24 protein-coding genes are annotated in these 19678 nt (G+C 38.8%); 3 read left to right on the forward strand and 21 right to left on the reverse strand.

All coding sequences use genetic code 11. The features are described from left to right. Nucleotides 1-766: 766 nt before the first annotated feature. The 13 genes from BW724_RS12070 to BW724_RS12130 form a co-directional block, all read right to left on the reverse strand. Nucleotides 767-1846 (reverse strand): hypothetical protein, encoded by a 1080-nt coding sequence (locus BW724_RS12070; RefSeq protein ID WP_140354960.1) that lies wholly within the window; start codon nt 1844-1846, stop codon nt 767-769. Between the two features lie 292 nt (nt 1847-2138). After that, a complete protein-coding gene (locus BW724_RS12075) occupies nt 2139-3020 on the reverse strand; it encodes a PHP domain-containing protein (RefSeq protein WP_235848957.1) in 882 nt (293 codons plus the stop codon). Between the two features lie 13 nt (nt 3021-3033). After that, on the reverse strand, nt 3034-3858 hold the full coding sequence (gene nadE / locus BW724_RS12080) for an ammonia-dependent NAD(+) synthetase (RefSeq protein WP_088075458.1): 825 nt from the start codon (nt 3856-3858) through the stop codon (nt 3034-3036). Continuing rightward, nucleotides 3855-4175, reverse strand: a complete 321-nt coding sequence (locus BW724_RS12085; protein WP_088075459.1) for a hypothetical protein — start codon at nt 4173-4175, stop codon at nt 3855-3857. The genes nadE and BW724_RS12085 overlap by 4 nt, the downstream gene beginning before the upstream one ends. A 150-nt stretch (nt 4176-4325) precedes the next feature. Next, on the reverse strand, nt 4326-4553 hold the full coding sequence (gene tlp / locus BW724_RS12090; protein ID WP_088075460.1) for a small acid-soluble spore protein Tlp: 228 nt from the start codon (nt 4551-4553) through the stop codon (nt 4326-4328). Between the two features lie 156 nt (nt 4554-4709). Then, nucleotides 4710-5129: an acyl-CoA thioesterase gene (locus BW724_RS12095; RefSeq protein WP_088075461.1), complete on the reverse strand. Its 420-nt coding sequence runs from the start codon at nt 5127-5129 to the stop codon at nt 4710-4712. 9 nt (nt 5130-5138) lie between these two features. After that, entirely contained in the window at nt 5139-7514 is a 2376-nt protein-coding gene (locus BW724_RS12100) for an AAA family ATPase (RefSeq protein WP_088075462.1), read from the reverse strand. 225 nt (nt 7515-7739) lie between these two features. Further along, nucleotides 7740-7964 carry a hypothetical protein gene (locus BW724_RS12105; protein WP_088075463.1) on the reverse strand — a complete coding sequence of 75 codons (225 nt, stop codon included), beginning with the start codon at nt 7962-7964 and terminating at the stop codon, nt 7740-7742. 101 nt (nt 7965-8065) lie between these two features. Further along, on the reverse strand, nt 8066-8353 hold the full coding sequence (locus tag BW724_RS12110; RefSeq protein WP_088075464.1) for a hypothetical protein: 288 nt from the start codon (nt 8351-8353) through the stop codon (nt 8066-8068). 19 nt (nt 8354-8372) lie between these two features. Further along, nucleotides 8373-8555: a hypothetical protein gene (locus BW724_RS12115; protein WP_088075465.1), complete on the reverse strand. Its 183-nt coding sequence runs from the start codon at nt 8553-8555 to the stop codon at nt 8373-8375. A 104-nt stretch (nt 8556-8659) separates the two neighbouring features. After that, entirely contained in the window at nt 8660-9040 is a 381-nt protein-coding gene (locus BW724_RS12120; protein WP_088075466.1) for a hypothetical protein, read from the reverse strand. A 74-nt stretch (nt 9041-9114) separates the two neighbouring features. Next, nucleotides 9115-10425 (reverse strand): MFS transporter, encoded by a 1311-nt coding sequence (locus BW724_RS12125; protein WP_176371394.1) that lies wholly within the window; start codon nt 10423-10425, stop codon nt 9115-9117. A 59-nt stretch (nt 10426-10484) separates the two neighbouring features. Further along, nucleotides 10485-11612 (reverse strand): winged helix-turn-helix domain-containing protein, encoded by a 1128-nt coding sequence (locus BW724_RS12130; RefSeq protein WP_176371395.1) that lies wholly within the window; start codon nt 11610-11612, stop codon nt 10485-10487. A 179-nt stretch (nt 11613-11791) separates the two neighbouring features. Between BW724_RS12130 and BW724_RS24275 the strand changes: the two genes are divergently transcribed. Beyond that, complete coding sequence (locus BW724_RS24275; protein WP_268876149.1) at nt 11792-11926, forward strand: hypothetical protein; 135 nt, start codon at nt 11792-11794, stop codon at nt 11924-11926. Nucleotides 11927-12069: 143 nt separating this feature from the next. Next, the gene (locus BW724_RS12135) at nt 12070-12564 is read left to right on the forward strand and encodes a hypothetical protein (RefSeq protein ID WP_088075469.1); all 495 of its coding nucleotides are present in this window, start codon (nt 12070-12072) and stop codon (nt 12562-12564) included. Nucleotides 12565-12751: 187 nt separating this feature from the next. Here BW724_RS12135 and BW724_RS12140 read toward each other — a convergent pair whose 3' ends face one another. Together BW724_RS12140 and BW724_RS12145 are read right to left on the reverse strand one after the other, a co-directional pair. Continuing rightward, nucleotides 12752-13711, reverse strand: coding sequence for a DMT family transporter (locus BW724_RS12140; protein ID WP_235848958.1), 960 nt, complete (start codon nt 13709-13711; stop codon nt 12752-12754). Between the two features lie 257 nt (nt 13712-13968). Then, complete coding sequence (locus tag BW724_RS12145; RefSeq protein ID WP_088075470.1) at nt 13969-15255, reverse strand: glycosyl hydrolase family 18 protein; 1287 nt, start codon at nt 15253-15255, stop codon at nt 13969-13971. A gap of 168 nt (nt 15256-15423) precedes the next feature. Here BW724_RS12145 and BW724_RS12150 point away from each other — a divergent pair, with 168 nt between their 5' ends. After that, a complete protein-coding gene (locus BW724_RS12150) occupies nt 15424-16089 on the forward strand; it encodes a TVP38/TMEM64 family protein (RefSeq protein ID WP_088075471.1) in 666 nt (221 codons plus the stop codon). Between the two features lie 25 nt (nt 16090-16114). Here the strand turns inward: BW724_RS12150 and BW724_RS12155 are convergent, their stop codons facing one another. The 6 genes from BW724_RS12155 to BW724_RS12175 form a co-directional block, all read right to left on the reverse strand. Then, nucleotides 16115-16594: a VanZ family protein gene (locus BW724_RS12155; RefSeq protein WP_235848959.1), complete on the reverse strand. Its 480-nt coding sequence runs from the start codon at nt 16592-16594 to the stop codon at nt 16115-16117. A 146-nt stretch (nt 16595-16740) separates the two neighbouring features. Continuing rightward, nucleotides 16741-16890, reverse strand: a complete 150-nt coding sequence (locus tag BW724_RS12160) for an acid-soluble spore protein N (protein WP_088075472.1) — start codon at nt 16888-16890, stop codon at nt 16741-16743. A 66-nt stretch (nt 16891-16956) separates the two neighbouring features. After that, nucleotides 16957-17091 carry an FbpB family small basic protein gene (locus BW724_RS12165; protein ID WP_088075473.1) on the reverse strand — a complete coding sequence of 45 codons (135 nt, stop codon included), beginning with the start codon at nt 17089-17091 and terminating at the stop codon, nt 16957-16959. 76 nt (nt 17092-17167) lie between these two features. Next, complete coding sequence (locus tag BW724_RS12170; protein WP_088075474.1) at nt 17168-17887, reverse strand: DUF421 domain-containing protein; 720 nt, start codon at nt 17885-17887, stop codon at nt 17168-17170. Between the two features lie 198 nt (nt 17888-18085). Further along, on the reverse strand, nt 18086-18217 hold the full coding sequence (locus BW724_RS24280) for a hypothetical protein (RefSeq protein ID WP_268876150.1): 132 nt from the start codon (nt 18215-18217) through the stop codon (nt 18086-18088). 1236 nt (nt 18218-19453) lie between these two features. Continuing rightward, on the reverse strand, nt 19454-19648 hold the full coding sequence (locus BW724_RS12175; protein WP_088075475.1) for a hypothetical protein: 195 nt from the start codon (nt 19646-19648) through the stop codon (nt 19454-19456). Nucleotides 19649-19678 lie beyond the last annotated feature (30 nt).

The raw sequence follows: 19678 nt of genomic DNA on the forward strand, positions 1-19678 counted from the left end.
TTAACACTTTTTTTGAAAACATAAGGGTCATTATACCACAAAGGAAATTAATCAGATAGACTTTTCCATGGTAAATTTCGAGACACGAAGAAAACTCTGATCCCTATTTAAGCACAGAAAGAAATTTTAATAGTTTTCTTTTTTTTCATAGAACAATTATAAGAATTTATAACTCGTTACATTAATAGTATCCAGAATCCGTGATAAAAATAATTCTCCCTTTGTATTAAATATAAAAAATCTTTCGATTTAACCATGTAGTGCAAATACTCGAATCCGTTATTGGTGGACGCTTTCCGCGGGCACGGCCTCAGCCGCCAACATTTAAGATTATTTACCTAGCATTTTCAATTAACTCATTATAAATTATAGATTTTAAGCTTGCGAAAAAATGTCACTTTTGTAAGGTTTATTTGGTATTTTCTAAAAACAAGAACTTAATAAGAACAGTGTTGATATGACAGGAACCTGCGAGACTCCTGCAGGAAAAGCAAGAGCTGAAGATCCCGCAGGGTGCTTTTCCCGAGGAAGCTGAAGCCTTGCCCGCGGAAATCGAGCTGGTGGTTGGCATATCCACAGCACTTATCAAGGATTCAGGAGTATCACATTTTTACAATTCCTTGGAAGATTATTGAGGGATCTGTACATTTGTTTATCTAACTTCTATATGAAAAATAACCACACCTACGATTATTAGTAATAGACTAATAATCGTAGGTGTGGCTTAAATCCATTTTATTTCACATTAAAATGACCGCCTAAAGAATTATATATACTTCTTTACTAGACGAATTGTTTCATCCACAACATTTTTATACTCTTCTTCTACTGTAGCGTCACTGTAAATTTTGTGGACTAACTCTCCTATTTCGTCTGCCCGCTGTAGATGCTGTGTACCTTTTTTCATAATTTCTTTGTATTGTCTTGAAATTTCTTCTAACCGATCACTATATTTCTCTTCAATACTTGGATCAATACAGCGCTCATACATATCCACGATTTCGTCGCCCTCTCGTGTTGCATCTATTACATGAGGTGCTGTTCCATCCAAGATTGCCTTGTTCAATGCAGGAATGACAACCATGTCAATACTATCTGGGTCTAGGGCGCAAGGGTAATAATCAACAGATAAGAATCTCTTTTCTGCTTCCCAACCGATCTTTCGCATGAGTGTTGACTTCCCGCTACCTGATCTCCCCTTAATAATTAACCTGTGATCTAAATCCTCTGTTATTGAATCAATAAAATTAATCGGGCCATATGAGGTACCTGCTCCAAAAAAGTGTCTAGAAGTTTTTGGGTTCTCTTCTCCTTGAATCGATTCCGTAAACCAATTGGTTATAATTTCATTTGCTACTTTATCTGCTTCACTAAAGTCCATCGCACTTAAATAGATTGCCTCTTTTTGTTCATGGACAGCTACACCATTCCCGAAGCAAGCTGTAGCTAACTTCCTCTGTTTATCCATTTCTTCATTTAATTGTACTAATTTTACTTTGTTTTTTCGAAGATCAGTAGAATTTAAACAATTGTTTAAATTGATGCAACCATCTGTTACAGTCGATAATCTGCTTGATAAGGATAATGGACTATTGTCCGCGATCAAGAGTAGCTCAGATGCAGGCAAATATAAGCTCTCCATTATCTCTCCATTATCTGGATGCATATTCACTTCGACAGTTACATTCTCTTTCTTTAAGAATGCTAATACTTCAGCTAAAAGCTTACCGCGTGCCTTATCACTACTACCTTTAATTACATATACTTTCGTATTCTCTTTCCAATAATCACTTAGTAAGCTATGAAAGCCTTGACTTGTATGGGCATGCATAAAATATTTTTTCACCGAAAGCTCCCCTCCTTCGCTCTCCATTTAATTTATTCCACCTTTGCCTATTTTGTGAATAAAAATGATGGCGGTATAAGGGGCATGAGTTGACCGAAAAACTAGGGGAATTGGACTAAATCTACCAAGGCCTACACTTTGGTCCGCAGTTCTGGTTCATCTCTCACGCTATTCTTGGTCGCATTCTTTAGAGATATGGAAAAAATTTACGCTTAATCAATACATATAGAAACTTATTATAATGAAAGTGGACGGTTCTCCCGTTTTATAAACGGGAGAACCGTCCCTACGTTCACAATCTCTTGAGCAGTTTTTCAGCTTCATAGAATGGTAATTTAGTTTGGCCGATTTGTTCTCCTTCACGGCCGAATGACTCATGATGGAAATCGGAACCACCTGTTTTTAACACGAAAGCTCCCCTTGCTTCTTCTGCCTTTACAGCCAAGGTCAAAAATCGCTGTACAGCTTGTTCATCATGATCCCTATGATACACTTCGATGCCATCTAATCCATCTTCTGTTAACCATTTATAAATGGAATTATCCAACTCATAAAAAATAGGGTGGGCAACCACTGCGACTCCGCCCGCTTGATGTATGAGTTCAATAGCTTCTTTCGGGCTCATGTCCTTTTCTTTTGGAACATAGCAAGGCTTATTTTGACCTAAATAAAGGTCAAAGGCTTCCTTCACGGTTTTCACATAGCCTTTATCCACTAACACTTTCGCTAAATGAGGCCTAGAGTATGTGTCACCTTTGGCATATTTTTTGACCTCTTCAAAATCTACATCTAGATTGTGCTGTTGGCAATGGTCTATCATTTTTTCCATTCTGCCTATTCGCATATTTTGGTGAAATTCCAACGTTTGCAATAACATCTCATCAGCAGGATTTATTCCATAGCCAAGAATGTCTACCCCTGTACCAGTAACATCTCTCGTTGATAACTCTATACCTGGGATGAATTCCATTTTATGCTGTTTAGCAACTTCCTTTGCCCTTTCTAGACCCTTTGTTGTGTCATGGTCAGTAAGAGATACGATATGAAGACCTGCAGCTGCACATTTTCTCATCAAATCTTCAGGGGGATAACCCCCATCTGACATGGTAGAATGCATATGTAAATCCGCTTTTTTACCATCGCGCTTTGGCCCTATATCCATTACTTTATCCATTGAATTTCCTCCATTATTTCCACCACTGGTCATAAAGTGTAACAGGAAGTTGTCGTTTATGTTCTGTCATCAGATAACGTCGCTCGACATTTGCCTTCACGTCTGGATCTACAGTTTTCCCTTCGAGATAATCATCAATTTGATCATACGTCATACCTAAAGAATCTTCGTCAGGCTTAGATGGCACATCATCTTCCAAATCTGCTGTAGGGATTTTTGTAAAAATAAAGTCTGGTGCACCTAATTCTTTGAGTAATTCCTTCCCTTGTCGCTTATTTAAGCCAAAGATCGGAGCGATATCACAGGCACCATCACCAAACTTCGTGTAAAAACCTGTAACTGCTTCAGCAGCATGATCCGTTCCAACAACAAGACAGCCAAAATGAGCTCCAATTTCATATTGCGCCTTCATTCTCTCCCTCGCCTTTGTATTGCCTTTCACGAAATCAGAAAGTTCCTGCCCAGTTGCCTGTTTAAATTGATCATAGGCAGCGTCCACTGCAGGTTGAATATTTACCGTTAAGCGATGATATGGTTTAATAAAATCCATTGCCTTTTGGGCATCGTCTTCATCTGCTTGAACACCATAAGGGAGACGGACTGCATAGAAAGTATACTTATTTGCTCCCTCTTCTTTATTTAACTCCTCCATAGCTAGTTGAATTAAGCGACCAGCTAGAGTGGAATCTTGTCCACCAGAGATCCCAAGTACGTAGCCATTCGTCCCAGTTTTTTTTACATAATCCTTTAACAACTGTTTACGTGCTGTTATTTCCTCCACTACATTGATCGCAGGCTTTACTTGTAGAGCTGAAATAATTTTTTGTTGTAATGTCATATTCCTTTGCCTTCCCTTCTTTTTTCTAGCTTAAGAAGTTGATTATATAAACCTTCCTTCTTTAATATTTCCCTCTGCCACTCCCCTAACAAATCAAAATGGGGAAAATGATCCCTGTCATGGATCCATTCAGGCTTCAAGCCATATTGCTTACCCCATGTATATAAACGATCTTTGTTACTGCACGCCACCTTTGTCACTGTATATGTATTCGGAAATCTATCATCTAGCCAATAGTGGGTTAAAAAAGCGATTTCACCATTGTTGGCTTTCTCCTTCCAGTCACGAAGGTCTTCTTTAGTAATACCAAACGCCATAATATGTACTCCCTTCACACTTCTTATTTAACTAGAAATTTAGAAGTGATTCAACTGAAAACCCATGATATGTAAAATAATCTCCCATATTTTTTGTGAAATTCCAAATAAAAAAAGGTAAGAACATGGTAAGCTCCTACCTTCTTTTAATTATACGCGGCCGTTTTCTCTGTCCTGTTTTTCGTCTGCAATTTCAGCTTTGAAGCTTTCAATGCTTTCTTGACGACGGTGATTCTTGTCTTCGATCGCCTGTTTATCAGCTGCAGATAAATGCTCATTATGCATCGTTTCTTCAGCTGCTTCCATATTTCCCTTCGTATTCTCCACCATTTTTTCTAAACGCTCCACATTGTTTTTACGATTATCTGGTTTAGCCATGTAAAAACCTCCTTTTTCGAAATATACAAAAATAGTTTGTACTTAAAAGGAGGTTTTATGCTTTTATTAATCACCATCATTTGTCCTGAACTATAAAAATTTGCGTTGGTGTTCGCTACAGTCCATTCGCTTTCCAAGGGCGGCTGGTGACCTTTTCTAACTTTTCTTATTTGCATCGTAAACTTTATGCCAATCAGGAAAATGCTTTTTGATTGACACAGGTCGAAATGTTTCCTTATTGACTAATACATGCTCACTCGTGCCTGTTAAGCACGTTTCACCTGCACTGTTATAGATTTCGTAGCCGTACGTTACGCGTATGCCATTATATTTCTCAATCCATGTTTCAATCATGACCTTTTCACCGTATTTGGCAGGAGATTTATAGTTCATTTGTAGACTGGTTACAGGGGATAAAATTCCCTCTTTCTCCATATCGGCGTACTTAAATCCTAAATCCTCAATTAACTTCGTACGTCCAATTTCACACCAAACTAAGTAATTCGCATGATAAACAACACCCATTTGATCCGTTTCTGCATATCTTACTGGAATCATTTCAGATGAGACGAGCACGATACCACCTCACTTAAGAATTAAAAAGTCGTCCTTTTTCAATTTCGTGATTGCCTCATCATTTCCCTTCTTTTCTGAGTTCATTATTCGGTAGGCTTGGCGTTGAATAGCCTCCTCAGCCAGATCCTTCATTGCCCTAGCATTCCCTGTTGGTTTATTTTGTTGGAAAACTTGTCTTAATGAATCTAACGTGTCCGCTCCTACCTCATATCCAAATTGAGAAATGTAGAACTGAAGAATCTGAATTAATTCTTCCGTTGCATACGATGGGAAATGTATCGTCTTTTTAAATCTAGAAGTAAGTCCTGGATTACTTTTCATAAGAATATTCATGTTATCGGAATACCCTGCAAGAATAACAACAAGGTTTTCGTTATGTTTCGTCATTTCTTCAACCAAGGTATCAATGGCTTCTTTCCCGAAATCTTGATTACTGGATACGAGTGAATACGCCTCATCAATAAAAAGGACACCGCCAAGGGCCTCTTTTATTTTCTTTTTTGTTTTTAATGCCGTCTGACCTACGTAGCCTGCAACTAAGTCACTTCGTCCAGCGACGACTAAATGTCCTCTCTTAAGTAAATCAAGTTCATATAGGATTCTCCCATATATCTTGGCAACTGTTGTTTTCCCAGTGCCTGGTTCCCCTGTAAAAATAGCGTGTAATTGAATCGGCACAGTTGGGAAACCTTTCTGTTCACGTAGCTTTTGGACTTCCACAAAGGAGGCTAGCATTTTCACTTGCTCCTTTACTTCCTTGAGACCAATAAGTTCATTTAGCTCTTCTTCAGCAGATTTACCAATTGTTTTTGAAGGGGAGGAATCTTTATAAAATGCTTCATGATCTAAAAGAGTAAAGTCCTTCGCTGTATACTCTTTTCCTTGTGCAACGGATGCCCCTTTTTTAAAGATAGCATCAAGAACAATATTTTTAACCGTTCTCGCGTTTCCAAAGGTTTCGTCTACCCGTTCTTGTTCTATACGATTACGTAATTCCCTAACCCCTTCTTCAGTGATTGTAAAGTCGTTTTCTAGTGCTACTTGCTCCCCAATATCAAGGAGTTCTTCTACTGTATAATCAGGAAGATAAATGTGATTGCTTTCTGGAAAACGGCTCCTTAGACCAGGGTTGCTCCAAAGAAAATTTCGCATTTCCTCTGGGTACCCAGCTAAGATGACTGCAAATTTCCCAGCATATTCACCACTCGTCATGGCCGAAACTAGTGTATCAATGGCAGCCTGACCATAATCGCTTCCACTAGCCCCATCTCGCTTCAAGCTGTAAGCTTCATCGATGAACAGAACTCCTCCTACAGCATTTGCAATGACATTCATCGTTTTCTCTTCCGTTTGTCCAACATAAGCACCGACCAGTTGGGAGCGGTCCACTTCTATTATTTCCTGACGTGGTAAAACACCAAGCTCATGATAAATCTTAGCTAAAAGTCGCGCTAGCTCTGTCTTCCCAGTCCCTGGATTTCCCGTCAAGATCATGTTAAGACTTTGTTCATTCTGTAAATGATAGCCTCGCTTTTTCCGTTCCTGCTCATAAACGAGGTAATGATAATACTGCTGTACTTTGGCCTTAACCTCACTTAACCCTATCATCGCGTTAAGCTTCTTTAACGGGTTATCTTCTTCATCTCTAATCGATTGAACCCAACTATCCCATTTTTCAGCTAGCTCTATTGCTTCCTTGATTGTTTCTTGGAAAACAAGGTGTTTTTCCTTAGAAAAATATATTCCACTAATCGTTTCTTTATATTCCCGAGCAGCCCTCATACTACTAGCGGTTAGATCCCTAAGCTGCAGTAATATCTGTTCCCCGTCATCAGCCTTATCTTGAAAATTAGTTTCGTTAGTTAACATTGCCGCCTTTTTAAGCCGCTGAATCTTTCTAACTGTTTTATCTGTACTTTCGAAGATCTCTTCCATTTTAACAACAATATCCTCGATAGCCTTTTTCTTACCTTGGCTATGATCCGTTTCCCTGATCCTTGGTAGTGACTCACTTAAGGTCGTATCATTTGAAGCAAATCGCTTTAGGGACAACGGATAGACCTCCAATATGACCTTGGCCACATAGTTCTCCTCATTTGCAAGATCCCAGGCTTCTGAGAGGCGTCCTTCTACCTTCTCATCTACTGACTGCGTCCTTGAAAACCGAGCTACTGCAGCCATAGCTAATAAAATTCCTTTTACTTGGTTAAATTCCTGGAATGCTTTTTCATCTTCAATCTGTGTAAGACATCGAACAACATCTGCTTCACGAAGGGTTGAAAATGGCTGGTTTATCCACTTATCAACCTTTCCTTTTATTTGTATTCCATTGTTTATCTTGCCTTGATTTATTTGATTCCTTGCGTTTAAATTATTTTCATCCATCTTTGATCCCCGCTTCCTTATCCAGTTATTTTATCATTTTAGGGGATTAGTGAAAAATATTATGAAATGCTTTTGATTTTTAACCATTAGTACGGTCTCGAGGGATTCATTTCATTAATAGTGGGCTTGTCCGTTACAGGGGCAGGATGAGGAGTGTTGAAAAGGATGATGAGGAGTATCATTAGTGAATGGCGTAGCGGGGGTGAGATGGGGTAGGGGGAAAATTTATAACCGAATCGTGCGGATGTAATGACGTATTTCTTTCAAATAGACCGCCTTTTCATCAACAGTTTCGTCCCCTATACTCCTTCGTTTCATTTCGTCATGAATTAATTGAAGCTCTTCTTTGAGCCCATCTACACGAAAACCTTTTTCAATATAGGACCTCACCCATAAATAATAATTAATTAGCTCATGATCTAGAAGCTCTCTGTAATCTTTCGTTGCCATAATTCGCACCCCTCCTCTAATTCTATTTTACTAATATATTCATTAGGGAGAAGGATTGTGCATGCATCATTATTGAAAACACTAGTCTTGACTTGCATCCATTAGCTAGCTACTCTATTTTTTATACGGAAAATGTAAATTGTTAGAATGATAGAAATAAGAATGGACGCGGTAAAAAACGGATTGATCCACCAAGGACCACTGTTTGCAACGCCAAAACTAACCTCATTTGACAACGCACCTGCTTGCTCATAGGCGCTAGCTATATCAGGTACATTTCTAATGGTTAATACGTAACCAGAAACGACTTGAGAAGCTAAAAAGATAATATTTAGTAATAGTAATGACACGGAAAAAATTGTGGCTACTTGAATCGTTTTCTTTTTCATCGAATCACTCCTTATGTTATTATGCTTTCCCCTTAACTACACTCAATATCTCTGAAATTCCCATTGCAATACAAGCATTCAGCATACCAAACACAGTCCAAAGTAACGTCAATCCCTCATACTCTGTGACAAAATTCATTACAAAGAAAATGAAACAAAATGCAAAAACGATTAGTCCAAAAATAAATAAAAATCTCTCCAAATTAATTCCTCCATTAAATCCTAAATCTAAGTTAGTCTTAGTCTAACATAATTAGCCAAATATCTTAAACGATCAAAAACAAGAACCAATCATCCATTAATCATCTAACCTTCTAACAAAGCAATATATAAAATGTCAACCTCATCTACAGTTGCAATAATTGTAAAATGGGAATCAGTTTGTTCTTCCGTTGTAGAATACAGTGGTGTTCCAATTGGGAGAACAGTAGAAGTGAAATCTTTGAATCTCTTCGACTTATCTGTTGTTTCCTTTATTTCTCCTAGCACGTTCCCTTTTTCAGAGTGATCTAATTGATAGTATGGCAAATCACTTGCATTTGAAAACACGATCCCATCATAGACAAAGATATCTGCATCAGGATTATTTTCTAATATTTCCTTTGATGTCGGGTTCTCTATAGCGCCACTTCCACATGCAGCAGCTAAGAGGACAAAACATACTAGAAACAATAAATTCTTATGCACGAAATGACCTCCCTCTTTAAGTTCTCTACAACTTACGACGTTTTAAGCCCAAAACAGTTACAATAATTAATCTATTATCCAACCTCAACTGCTTTAGAAGGGGTTTCACGCCCTTTAGACTCTACTGTGTTTTTGGTTGACCATAATTTTTTCTGAAACAAAATTCCAATGCATCCAATAGCAACAACTACAAGACCTATTAATTTAAAGACTGTAAATACGTTCACCCACTGTACTAGGGCTCCTCCTAATATTGGTGCACTTAGTAGAATGAAGCCTGAGAGTGAATTATACATCCCAGACATTTGTCCAACCTTCCCTTCCGGACTCTCTTTCTGTAAGATATAGCTATGAATGACGCTAAATATCCCCACACCAACACCAACTAGAAGAGAAGCGCTAATAGGCCATACCACTGGTGCCCCTGTTGCCATCATTCCATTTAATGTAAACCCTATACCAATGAACAGAACAGAACCTCCCAAATACCAACCGTAGCTCTTTACTTCCTTCATTTTATTTAGAAAGAAAATAATAAGAACAGCACCAATTCCTGTTGAAGACATGGCCCAACCTAGAATGGACGGTTGGCTTGGATATACTTCCCGAAATAATACGGCATATTGTACATCAACTAATTGGATAGCTGTAAAAGCTAGTAATGTGAAGAGAAAACTTGAAAGTAATATTTTCTTCTGAAACAATAATTGCCAGCCTTCCCGCCATGTTTTCCAAATAGAATCGGAGGTGTTCTCTCCTTCCTCTTCCAGTGAAACAGTACTGTCGTCCACATGACGAACGGTCATTAATAATACTACTGAAATTAGAAGTGCGCTGACATAAACTAGGAAACTTATTTTAGGGGAAAAAGCAGCTGCTAAGGAGGCACCAAGGAATGGGCCAATAATCTTCGAAAGTTGATTTACCGTGCCATTTAACGTCACTGCTTTCATGATTAAATCTGGTGCTACGATCTTTTGAATGATTGCCTGCTGTGCTGGAAAATGAACAATTGTACATGTGGACCTTAATAAAAGAACTATTAAAGCGAACCAAGGAGTCCCTACAAAGAACAACATTAATGTAAAAATTGCTGTAAGGAGATCTGCACATAGCATGATTTTTACTTTATTATACCTATCTACATATATACCTGCTATCTGGCTAAATAGAGCATGAGGGAATGCATACACGACTGGAACCAAGGCGATAACCCATGGTTCAACTTGCCAAACATAACTAAATAATAGGATAACAGCCATCATGTCAAAAAAACGACCAAATGTTGAAATCCCATATGAGGCAAACAGTTTTACAAAAGTTATATTCTTCCAAATACTACTGTTTTCGATCGTGGCATTTCTAAAATTATCTTGTGGATTCACATTCATCACCTTACCTTATTGTTTTGATAAAAGTATAGGTGATGAATGTCAGAGCAATATCAGAGGAAGTTCTGAATATGTTCCATAATCTTTCTTTTTAATTTAAGGAGATTCGTTTGTTTATAATAGTACTTTTTTTCTTTATCATAGAAAGCAGCGATATTTTTATCCGCTTTAGCTTTTGGCAATAACGTATCAAGAATGCTATAAATAAATAAAAAGTAATAAGAATGACCAGAATCATTGATGATTGATCTACCGTTTTCTATCCACTCTTTCGCCTGCTCCGTATCCCCAGTGGCCATAATCAATAACCCTTTGATCACATGAAGGGCGCCTAACTCTCGCTGGTACGGGAGGTCTTTAAGAAGAATTTCAAGCATATCAATTTCTGCTTCCGCCTTCTCCATTTCATTATTATAAAAATGGACGATACTCTTCATTATTTTAAGCAAGGGATAAAAACCATGTTTTTCATCAGATCTAATATACGCTAGTCCTTTTTTAACCATTTTCATCGCTTCGGCTGGCTTGTCTATTTTCAAATACAGCATAGGAAGACCACCGTACTGGACATCCATTTCCTCTTTTTCCACTAAAACTTTGCTCTTGACCACTTTCTCATATGTAGAAATAACTTTTTTGGGGTCCTGCTCAACTTGAGCATACAAGTAAAGTGGAATAAATTTGTTATCATGTGAACTGATACTATTTAATAAATGCTCAAACTCACTCTGTAGCAAATGAAGGGTAGCTTGATGATCAGCTTTAAGGGAAAAACCAAGTTCTTTATTTGTTAATAATGCTTTTAGTGCTTTCCCATGACCATATTTGTAATACATATTAAATAGCTGATTTGCCTGATTTGATAATTCTTCAGGAATAGGTAATGCTGCCTCTATTTGGGGCTCCTCTTGTACTTCAAGGAGATAACCATAGCCTTTTACTGTTTTAATAGTCATTGTATGAGTAAAAGGGGAAAGTTTTTTTCGTAAACGATAGACATGATCGTCTACTGTCCTGTCTGTCGGTTCTTCCATTGACCAGACAGCATTCAATAATTCCTCCCTAGAAAATACTCGACCTTTATTTTTATATAAATAGGAAAGTAGTAAGTATTCCTTCCTAAGCAGTTTTACCTTTTCTTCTCCATCTGTAACGGAATAGTCTTCTAAAGAGAATAACATTGCCGTCCCCTCCATCATTAGAACATTCTATCATCTTAATTATAATAGCAACGGCGCTTATTTCCACATGGTTAGAGTTTAAATTATGAGGAAAAATAGAAATAACAGGATTGACATTAGGATGTAAAAAATGTTTGGAATTTAATTTTAGTAATTCTTCTTTTTTAGGGTGTGAAAGTATGGACGAGTCTATATTAAGTGAAAATGAGTTGATAGCTAAAAACCATTTGGAAGAAAAAGGGTGTGAGATTGTCTCAAATATGGGCGAATCATCATGGCTTCTGGAACTTGAATTTTTTGCACCAAAGAGGTAATTATTTCATACCGACATTCCTTTTGTGTGCGGCTTAATACTAGGCACTTTTGAAAATTAGTTTAGTGTTCAAGTAAGTGTATTTTTTGTTAACATATACTAATGATATAATGAACTATTAAATTAGAATTATTTGGAGGAACTATGCTTACATTTGATCAAAAACTTGCAATTATCGAGTCTTTCCCAGAATTAGAACGCCGCGATGTATCGCTAAATCGTGTTAATTTTCATTATGTGAGAGGCGACAGTGATAAAAAAAATGTCGTATACCATTTGCATCCAAACGGAAATGGGTTTGTTTATGCTGCAAAACTTAAAGTGCCTAAAAAAGATCCTAAAGGGATGGTTAATATCCGTGATTTTTCAGAAGAAGAATTACGTTCGATCATTGAAAGTTCAATTAACTCACTACAATCAAACGAAGTTAGTGAAGTAGTGGAAACTCGTCAGGATATTGATGAAATATGGATGGACAAAGAAGGACATAAGCTTACTATTATTATTGAAGATGACATGTGGAACGTCTATGCAGGTGAACTTCTAGACGGAACGTTTCTATCGTATAATGAAGCGAAGCAATATTTACTTGAAGAAGGATTTAAGCCGAAGCGGAAGTTTGATAAAAAAATGAATTAATCAATATTATTTACAAAAAAGAGAGCGCCTGCAATGTGACCATCTCTTCCGCCCTTACTCATTTATTAGAATGACTATATTAAACTAACGAAGACTTTTACTTAAATCATTATATACACACTTTTAAAGGGACGACAGCTTCGTCCCTTTTTTCATTCAATCTAGTTTATTTATGCGACTAAAACAGTTAAGATGTTTGTTCCTTGACTGACGAATTTCCACTGTTCAATTTATCCGACTTAAGTTTTCCCAAACGTCCCTTCTTCGCTCGAGTTCCAACTGTCACACCTGTCAGTACAAGAATGGCTCCTAGGATATGGATCGGCAACAGTGGTTCACCTAATAAAACGATAGCCAAGATGACCGCAGATAATGGCATGAAGTTAATAAAAATCGATGCTTTCCCTGCTCCGATCATTTTGATTCCTTGGTAGTACATGATAAAGCTGACCACGGAAACGATTACGCTCATATGTAAGATGGATCCCCATGTTAATGCACTTGCTGACGTCACCTGTTCCCATGTTAGGTCCATGACAGCAAAGGGCATAAGCATTAGAGTGCCAAACACAACAGCATAAGTTGTGCTTACTAAGGAACTGAAGGTTTGTAGAACAACTTTGCCTATGACGCTATATAATGCCCAACAAATTAATGCAATAAATAACACGAAGTCTATTGGTTCAAAACCAGTTCGAACGACTCCCATGAAGTTCCCTTCCGTAATAATAACTGCTGCTCCACTTAAAGCTAATGCAAGACCAATTATATTTCTTCTCGTGATTTTTTCCTTTAAAAATAGGGCGGACATTACAATGATAAGTACCGGATTAGATGCAATAAATAAAGAACTCTTTACAATAGGTGCTTCTCGTGCTGCGATAAAGAAGCAGATATTGTACAGTGCAATACCCGTGAGTCCCAGTAATGCAAAACGTAACCAATCTTTTCCACTAGGACGTGGGCGGTCCTTCTCTCTTATCCACATCAGAGGTAGGAGAATGATCGCTGCGAAGAAAAATCGAAAGAATGCTACCGTAATAGGTGAAAAATCTTGTGTTGCATAATTTCCTGCAATAAAAGCGCTTCCCCAGCTACTTGTTGCAAGGGCGAGCATAACATAGACGAGCCATGGATACTTTGACAATTTTGTCCCACCGACCTTTGCATTTTGTTTCTTATTGTTTCGTTATACGAAATAATACACGATTAGGCCGGAATTTACTAGTATTTTTTATTGAAATGGAGGACTCATTACACTCGGTACTTGGTTCAGTCTCAATTCTAAGGAAATACAAGACTCATATAAGTGCGAAAACTTGTTTCAGTCTCAAAAAGGGTACCATCAAAAGTTATACTTGTTGATGGTACCATTCCTGTCTAACTATTTAGTTCATTTTTTCATTAAAACTTTCTGATATCAAACTGGTCGTTTAATAAGAGCCAATTTTGAGTAAATGGTAAGCCTAGTTTCCAGTAGCTAATCCCCCTTAAACCCAGTTCTTTAATCAAATCAAATTTAGCCTGAATACTTCTAGCATCTTCAAACCAGACGACATGCTCTGCACCTGCATCATCAACATACTCGAAGAACGGTGCCTGCGACTCTGAATCGTATTGTATCGGTACATTTTGTTGGAACGCTAACTCTACTGCGCGATTAGGGCTCAACGCTTTTGCATAGTCCCCACCAGGTTCGAATGGAAGAGTCCAGTCATATCCATATAAATTTTGCCCCATCATAATTTTTTCCCCTGGCATTTCTGTAAGGGCGTACTCAATGACTTCCCTCACTGGACCTATCGGCGAAACTGCCATCGGAGGCCCTCCACTATATCCCCACTCATATGTCATTAAAACAACGAAATCAACAATTTCTCCATGTGCACGATAATCATGAGCTTCATACCACTGACCAGGCTGATCAGCACTCGTTTTCGGTGCAAGGGCTGTTGATATCAACAATCCTTCTGCTTTTAACCTGTCTGCCGCTTTTCGCAAAAATTGATTATACGGCTCTTTATCTTCTACTCTTAAATATTCAAAGTCAAAGTGTACATCACGGTAACCAACCTCATTGGTAATTCGTACGATTTCATTAAGCAACGTATCTTGAGCTGCCTCATTGTTTAAAACAGCAGCCCCTACTTCTTCACTAAAGGCACCTTCTTCTAAATTTGTAATTGTCATCATCAAACCTGCGTTGTTTGCTTCAGCAATTTCCGCAAAAGCGTTCAATGGCGGTGCGGACATTGTCCCATCTCGATTCAATTGATAACTGAAAGGAGCGAGATATGTTAAGTATGGCGCCCTTGCACGTGCGGAAGCATCTAACGCTTCTGAGACTGTTCCTCCAATGGGCTCGACATAGGCGTTAGACTCTAACGTTGTTTTTGGCCGCTGAGGAATGTAGAGCCTAGTCCCTACCTGGAGAGGTGCTTCCAAAGCAATTTGATTAACGCGTGCCAATTCTTGAGCGGGAACACCAAGCCGTTGACCAATACTATATATGCTGTCCCCTTCCCTTACCCAATAAAAGGAGCCAACGATTGGAATCACCAAACTCTGTCCGACAGAAACACGACTGGCATCTGGCAATTCATTAGCCTGAACAATCTCATCTGCAGTTGTCGAATAGGCTTGTGCGATTCCAAATATTGTCTGACCTTCTTGAACCACATGTATTTGCATAATTCCACCCCTTATACGGATTCATCGTTGTATCTTACTCATTGGGGGAATGTCCCGTGAATACAGTGGGGTAATTTTTCCACATTGATTTAAACCTATTGCATGTACACCTTTCTCAATATTGTTGTATAATCAATATTGTTACTATTTTAAAGGAGTTTTTTAAATATGCTTCGTAAAACGCTTGTATTATTAGGTGCAGTTGGAATCGTACTTTTCTTATTTTTTTACCATGAATCCCTTCTTCAGTGGGTTCAGAGTACAGAAAACGATTATGTCGTTTTGACAACTATCATCGCTACCCTAATGTCATTATTTCCCGTTATTCCATATCCTTTAGTCGGTGGAGTGGTTGGTGCAGCATATGGACCAGTGCTAGGAGCATTCGTTATCTGGATGGGGTCCACATTCGCTTCAATTATCTTCTTTTCCATGGTACGATACGGAGGTTTTCATAAACTCGGTTCAAAGATTTTATTAAAGTATGCAGCGACAAAAAAAGTAACACTGTTATTTGAACGTAATGCATTCTTATCCATTACAATCTTAAGAATGATTCCAGTCATTCCATCGATCTTAATAAATGCTTACGCAGCCTTAAGTCGTGTTTCATTTCTATCCTACGCAGTTGCGTCTGGATTGGGTAAAATACCTGCTATGACACTCTTTGCACTAGTTGGACACACGATCGTGACAAATCCAATAGAAATCGTTTATATGATTGTCATTTACGGAATTTTTCTAGCCATCATTTACACAGGCTACAGATTATGGACGAAAAATATCGAAGCGAAAACAGTCATAAACAAAGAAAAGCATCCATCACAAGTGTGATTGGACGCTTGCTTTTTAACCAGCTTTACTTTGTTACCGCACGGACGAAACGGTAGAAAAGAACACCTAATAGTGCACCAGTTGTGTTCAAAATAATATCATCGATGTTAGCAACACGATTAGTGAAAACAAATTGATTCACTTCAATCATAAATGAAAAAACCATTCCTAAAAACACTACTGGCATAATTCTAACCGCTTTGTTGGATTTTTTAAAGTATTCAACGGTAAGCGGTAATAGTATGCCAAAGGGAATAAACATGATGATATTTCCGTAGATGATTGTAAAAATCATTTGCGGGCTTCCATACTGGTGAATTGTCCTTATACTGAGCAGTGGATCTAAATTATAATTTCGTCCACCTGGTCCCATTTCTCCTAGTGAAGCACCGTAATTCCAGGCAAAGAAAGTAACATAAATAACCATTGACAGATAAATAAATAGAAGCAGTGGCGCTAATGGATACCTTACCTTCTCTTTACTTTTTTTCTCTTTATTCCCCAACGTTCTGACACCCCGAATCTCCTTAATATAAGATAGTTTTATTATCGTACGTATGATGGAATTTGACAAGCTATAGTTAACAATTAATGATTGCAAAAATAAAATGGGTGTCCGTATAGAGACACCCATTCCCAACGCATTTATCATTAATGATTTTTACCTTTTGTGGGAACGTAATCTGGATTTTCATTCCCCTTCATGTTCATCTTTTTACCTTTGTTTGAATCACTCTTACGTGGTTGTGTACCAAGTTTATTTGGACGAAACTGCTGAAAATCTTTAAAGTCGGAAGCCATGCTTCTCCCCCCTTCCCTCTGTAGTTATAATATTTCCTGAGAGAAGGTAACTATTCTAGGAAAGACTTAGGATGGCAACCTGCTTTGATGCTTTTTCTCAAGCTTTTTTTCGATTCGTTCCATCTCTTGTGGATCTTGAAGTAAAGCTTGTTTATTTTCTTGAATTAATTCTTCAAAGCGCATTTTTTTCTTAGCCTTCATCAGCATTCACCTCATTGTTATTTACTTTCCAGTATGAACCAAAGGTGAACCAATCTATACATGACTTATACAAATTTTATACAGATTGTCTTGTTTTCATTGGACTGATAAAGACTTTTTCCGTATCATCGACTGTCATTAAGAATACTTCCTTCGCATCATTATACCCATAATTACTCAATGTATTTTTCAACCAAGTTAAATCAGCAAATTTTCTTAGATTAGCATGAATAATTCGTCCGTCCTGTATGACAACCTTAGGGTAACCTTTCGTATCAGGGTTTTGTCCCATATCTGTAGGCGTTAAAGCATCGAACTTCGACTTTTTAATTACACTGATTTGACCGTTAGATTCTAAGATGGCGTAATCAACTTCAGATAAATCAATTGCACTCTGTATACGCAAATCCATTAATAATGCTTCAACTGTAACTTTTGCTTTTCTCATTTCTTCATGCAGTATTTTTCCCTTTTCTACCAATATCAAAGGTTCATCTTCAATAACACGACGAAACCTTGGTAATTTAAGGGCGTAATAGGATAAAAATAAGTGAAGTCCCCCTATTAATGAAGCTGCAGCTAATGGCCCTCCGAGTTCTGTGCTTCCATCTGCCAATGGTTCCCCAACTACATCACCTATGATTACTCCGAAAAGGAAGTCGATGGGGCTCACTGCCATCATAGATCTTTGACCAAGAATTTTGATCAGTAAAAAGACATAGACATAAACGATGACCGCACGTATCAGAAACCCATATATGGGTAATTCCTCTGCACCCGTCCAAAATTCAAACAATGTCTCCACCTACTTTAAGTATTCTTATTGCTGATAATCCCTTTGGTCAGAATGAATCGGTATTATCGTTACTCAAAATGTTGAGCATACTCGGATTTGAGAGGTTAGTCACAGATACTTGGTTTGTATTAGAGCTAACCTAGAACTCCGATATTATCAATGATTACTAACCTCTGTGCCAAAGGGATACTTTCTGTCTTATTTATTTCGCATCTTCTTTGCTTCATATTCTGCAAAAGTCTCTAATTCAGAAGCATGGTTCTCTTTTCCTTGCTTCTTTTTGTTTTCATTTCTTTGTGCATTTGCATTTCCTTTCTTCTGTCTACCCACGTTCATCATCCTTTCAATAGCTGTTATTATCTCTGTTAGGTGACATTTCCATTGGTGTCCTTATATTTTGTGGTATACCCCTACTGGAAGTAGCGGGCAAAATCCGTGAACTTGCAGGTTGCTAATTGCTTTGTTAGTCACGGTTTGTCCGCTGAATGGTAGTGATATTAGAACTAATTTAGATTGTTCAACTAACAGAGCTTTTTATTAAACCAATATTAGTATGTGTTGGTAACCCGTTTCTATGTAGGCTGGAAAAAAAGGAAAAAAGGTGGTCACGTGATGATGTTTTATCTGACACAAGATGTTTCATTGATCGAAACTGTCGTGTTGCAAAGCTCGTTATGGGTAATTAAACTTGGTTTATTTGACCGATGCTGTGAAATCCGCGTGTAGAACCCCGAATCTGGCCTGTAGAACAGCAAAACCCGCGCGTAGAACCGCTGCTCCCGTTTCAAAATGTGGCATCGGCGTGAACAACCTTGAATCTGGCGCGTAGAACAGCGAAACCCGCGCGTAAAACCGCAAAATCGGCGCGTAGAACAGCAAAACCCGCGCGTAGGACTGCAAAATCGGCGCGTGGAACCACTGCTCCCGTTTCAAAATGTGAAATCGGCGTGAACAACCTTGAATCTGGCCTGTAGAACAGCGAAACCCGCGCGTGGAACCACCGCTCCCGTTTCAAAATGTGACATCGGCGTGAACAACCTTGAATCTGGCGCGTAGAAGAGCGAAACCCGCGCGTAAAACCGCAAAATCGGCGCGTAGAACCACAAAACCCGCGCGTAAAACCGCAAAATCGGCGCGTAGATCCACCGATCCCGCTTCAAAATGTGACATCGGCGTGAACAACCGTGAATCTGGCCTGTAGAACAGCGAAGCCCGCGCGTGGAACCACCGCTCCCGTGTCAAAATGTGACATCGGCGTGAACAACCGTGAATCTGGCCTGTAGAACAGCGAAGCCCGCGCGTGGAACCACCGCTCCCGTGTCAAAATGTGACATCGGCGTGAACAACCGTGAATCTGGCCTGTAGAACAGCGAAGCCCGCGCGTGGAACCACCGCTCCCGTGTCAAAATGTGACATCGGCGTGAACAACCGTGAATCTGGCCTGTAGAACAGCGAAGCCCGCGCGTGGAACCACCGCTCCCGTGTCAAAATGTGACATCGGCGTGAACAACCGTGAATCTGGCCTGTAGAACAGCGAAGCCCGCGCGTGGAACCACCGCTCCCGTTTCAAAATGTGACATCGGCGTGAACAACCTTGAATCTGGCGCGTAGAACAGCGAAACCCGCGCGTAAAACTGCAAAATCGGCGCGTGGAACCACCGCTCCCGTTTCAAAATGTGACATCGGCGTGAACAACCTTGATTCTGGCGCGTAGAACAGCGAAACCCGCGCGTAAAACTGCAAAATCGGCGCGTAGATCACCGTACACTCCCTCCCAAAGGGATATTAAAC

The sequence above is a fragment of the Litchfieldia alkalitelluris genome, assembly GCF_002153425.1.
Classification (GTDB): Bacteria; Bacillota; Bacilli; order Bacillales; family Salisediminibacteriaceae; genus Evansella; species Evansella alkalicola.

Bases quoted from the DNA above. Each gene is read 5' to 3' on its own strand.
- BW724_RS12075 (WP_235848957.1), bottom strand. From the start codon at position 3,020: ATGGATAAAGTAATGGATATAGGGCCAAAGCGCGATGGTAAAAAAGCG.
- nadE (WP_088075458.1), bottom strand. From the start codon at position 3,858: ATGACATTACAACAAAAAATTATTTCAGCTCTACAAGTAAAGCCTGCG.
- BW724_RS12085 (WP_088075459.1), bottom strand. From the start codon at position 4,175: ATGGCGTTTGGTATTACTAAAGAAGACCTTCGTGACTGGAAGGAGAAA.
- tlp (WP_088075460.1), bottom strand. From the start codon at position 4,553: ATGGCTAAACCAGATAATCGTAAAAACAATGTGGAGCGTTTAGAAAAA.
- BW724_RS12100 (WP_088075462.1), bottom strand. From the start codon at position 7,514: ATGGATGAAAATAATTTAAACGCAAGGAATCAAATAAATCAAGGCAAG.
- BW724_RS12105 (WP_088075463.1), bottom strand. From the start codon at position 7,964: ATGGCAACGAAAGATTACAGAGAGCTTCTAGATCATGAGCTAATTAAT.
- BW724_RS12110 (WP_088075464.1), bottom strand. From the start codon at position 8,353: ATGAAAAAGAAAACGATTCAAGTAGCCACAATTTTTTCCGTGTCATTA.
- BW724_RS12130 (WP_176371395.1), bottom strand. From the start codon at position 11,612: ATGTTATTCTCTTTAGAAGACTATTCCGTTACAGATGGAGAAGAAAAG.
- BW724_RS24275 (WP_268876149.1), top strand. From the start codon at position 11,792: ATGGACGAGTCTATATTAAGTGAAAATGAGTTGATAGCTAAAAACCAT.
- BW724_RS12135 (WP_088075469.1), top strand. From the start codon at position 12,070: ATGCTTACATTTGATCAAAAACTTGCAATTATCGAGTCTTTCCCAGAA.
- BW724_RS12145 (WP_088075470.1), bottom strand. From the start codon at position 15,255: ATGCAAATACATGTGGTTCAAGAAGGTCAGACAATATTTGGAATCGCA.
- BW724_RS12150 (WP_088075471.1), top strand. From the start codon at position 15,424: ATGCTTCGTAAAACGCTTGTATTATTAGGTGCAGTTGGAATCGTACTT.
- BW724_RS12160 (WP_088075472.1), bottom strand. From the start codon at position 16,890: ATGGCTTCCGACTTTAAAGATTTTCAGCAGTTTCGTCCAAATAAACTT.
- BW724_RS12165 (WP_088075473.1), bottom strand. From the start codon at position 17,091: ATGAAGGCTAAGAAAAAAATGCGCTTTGAAGAATTAATTCAAGAAAAT.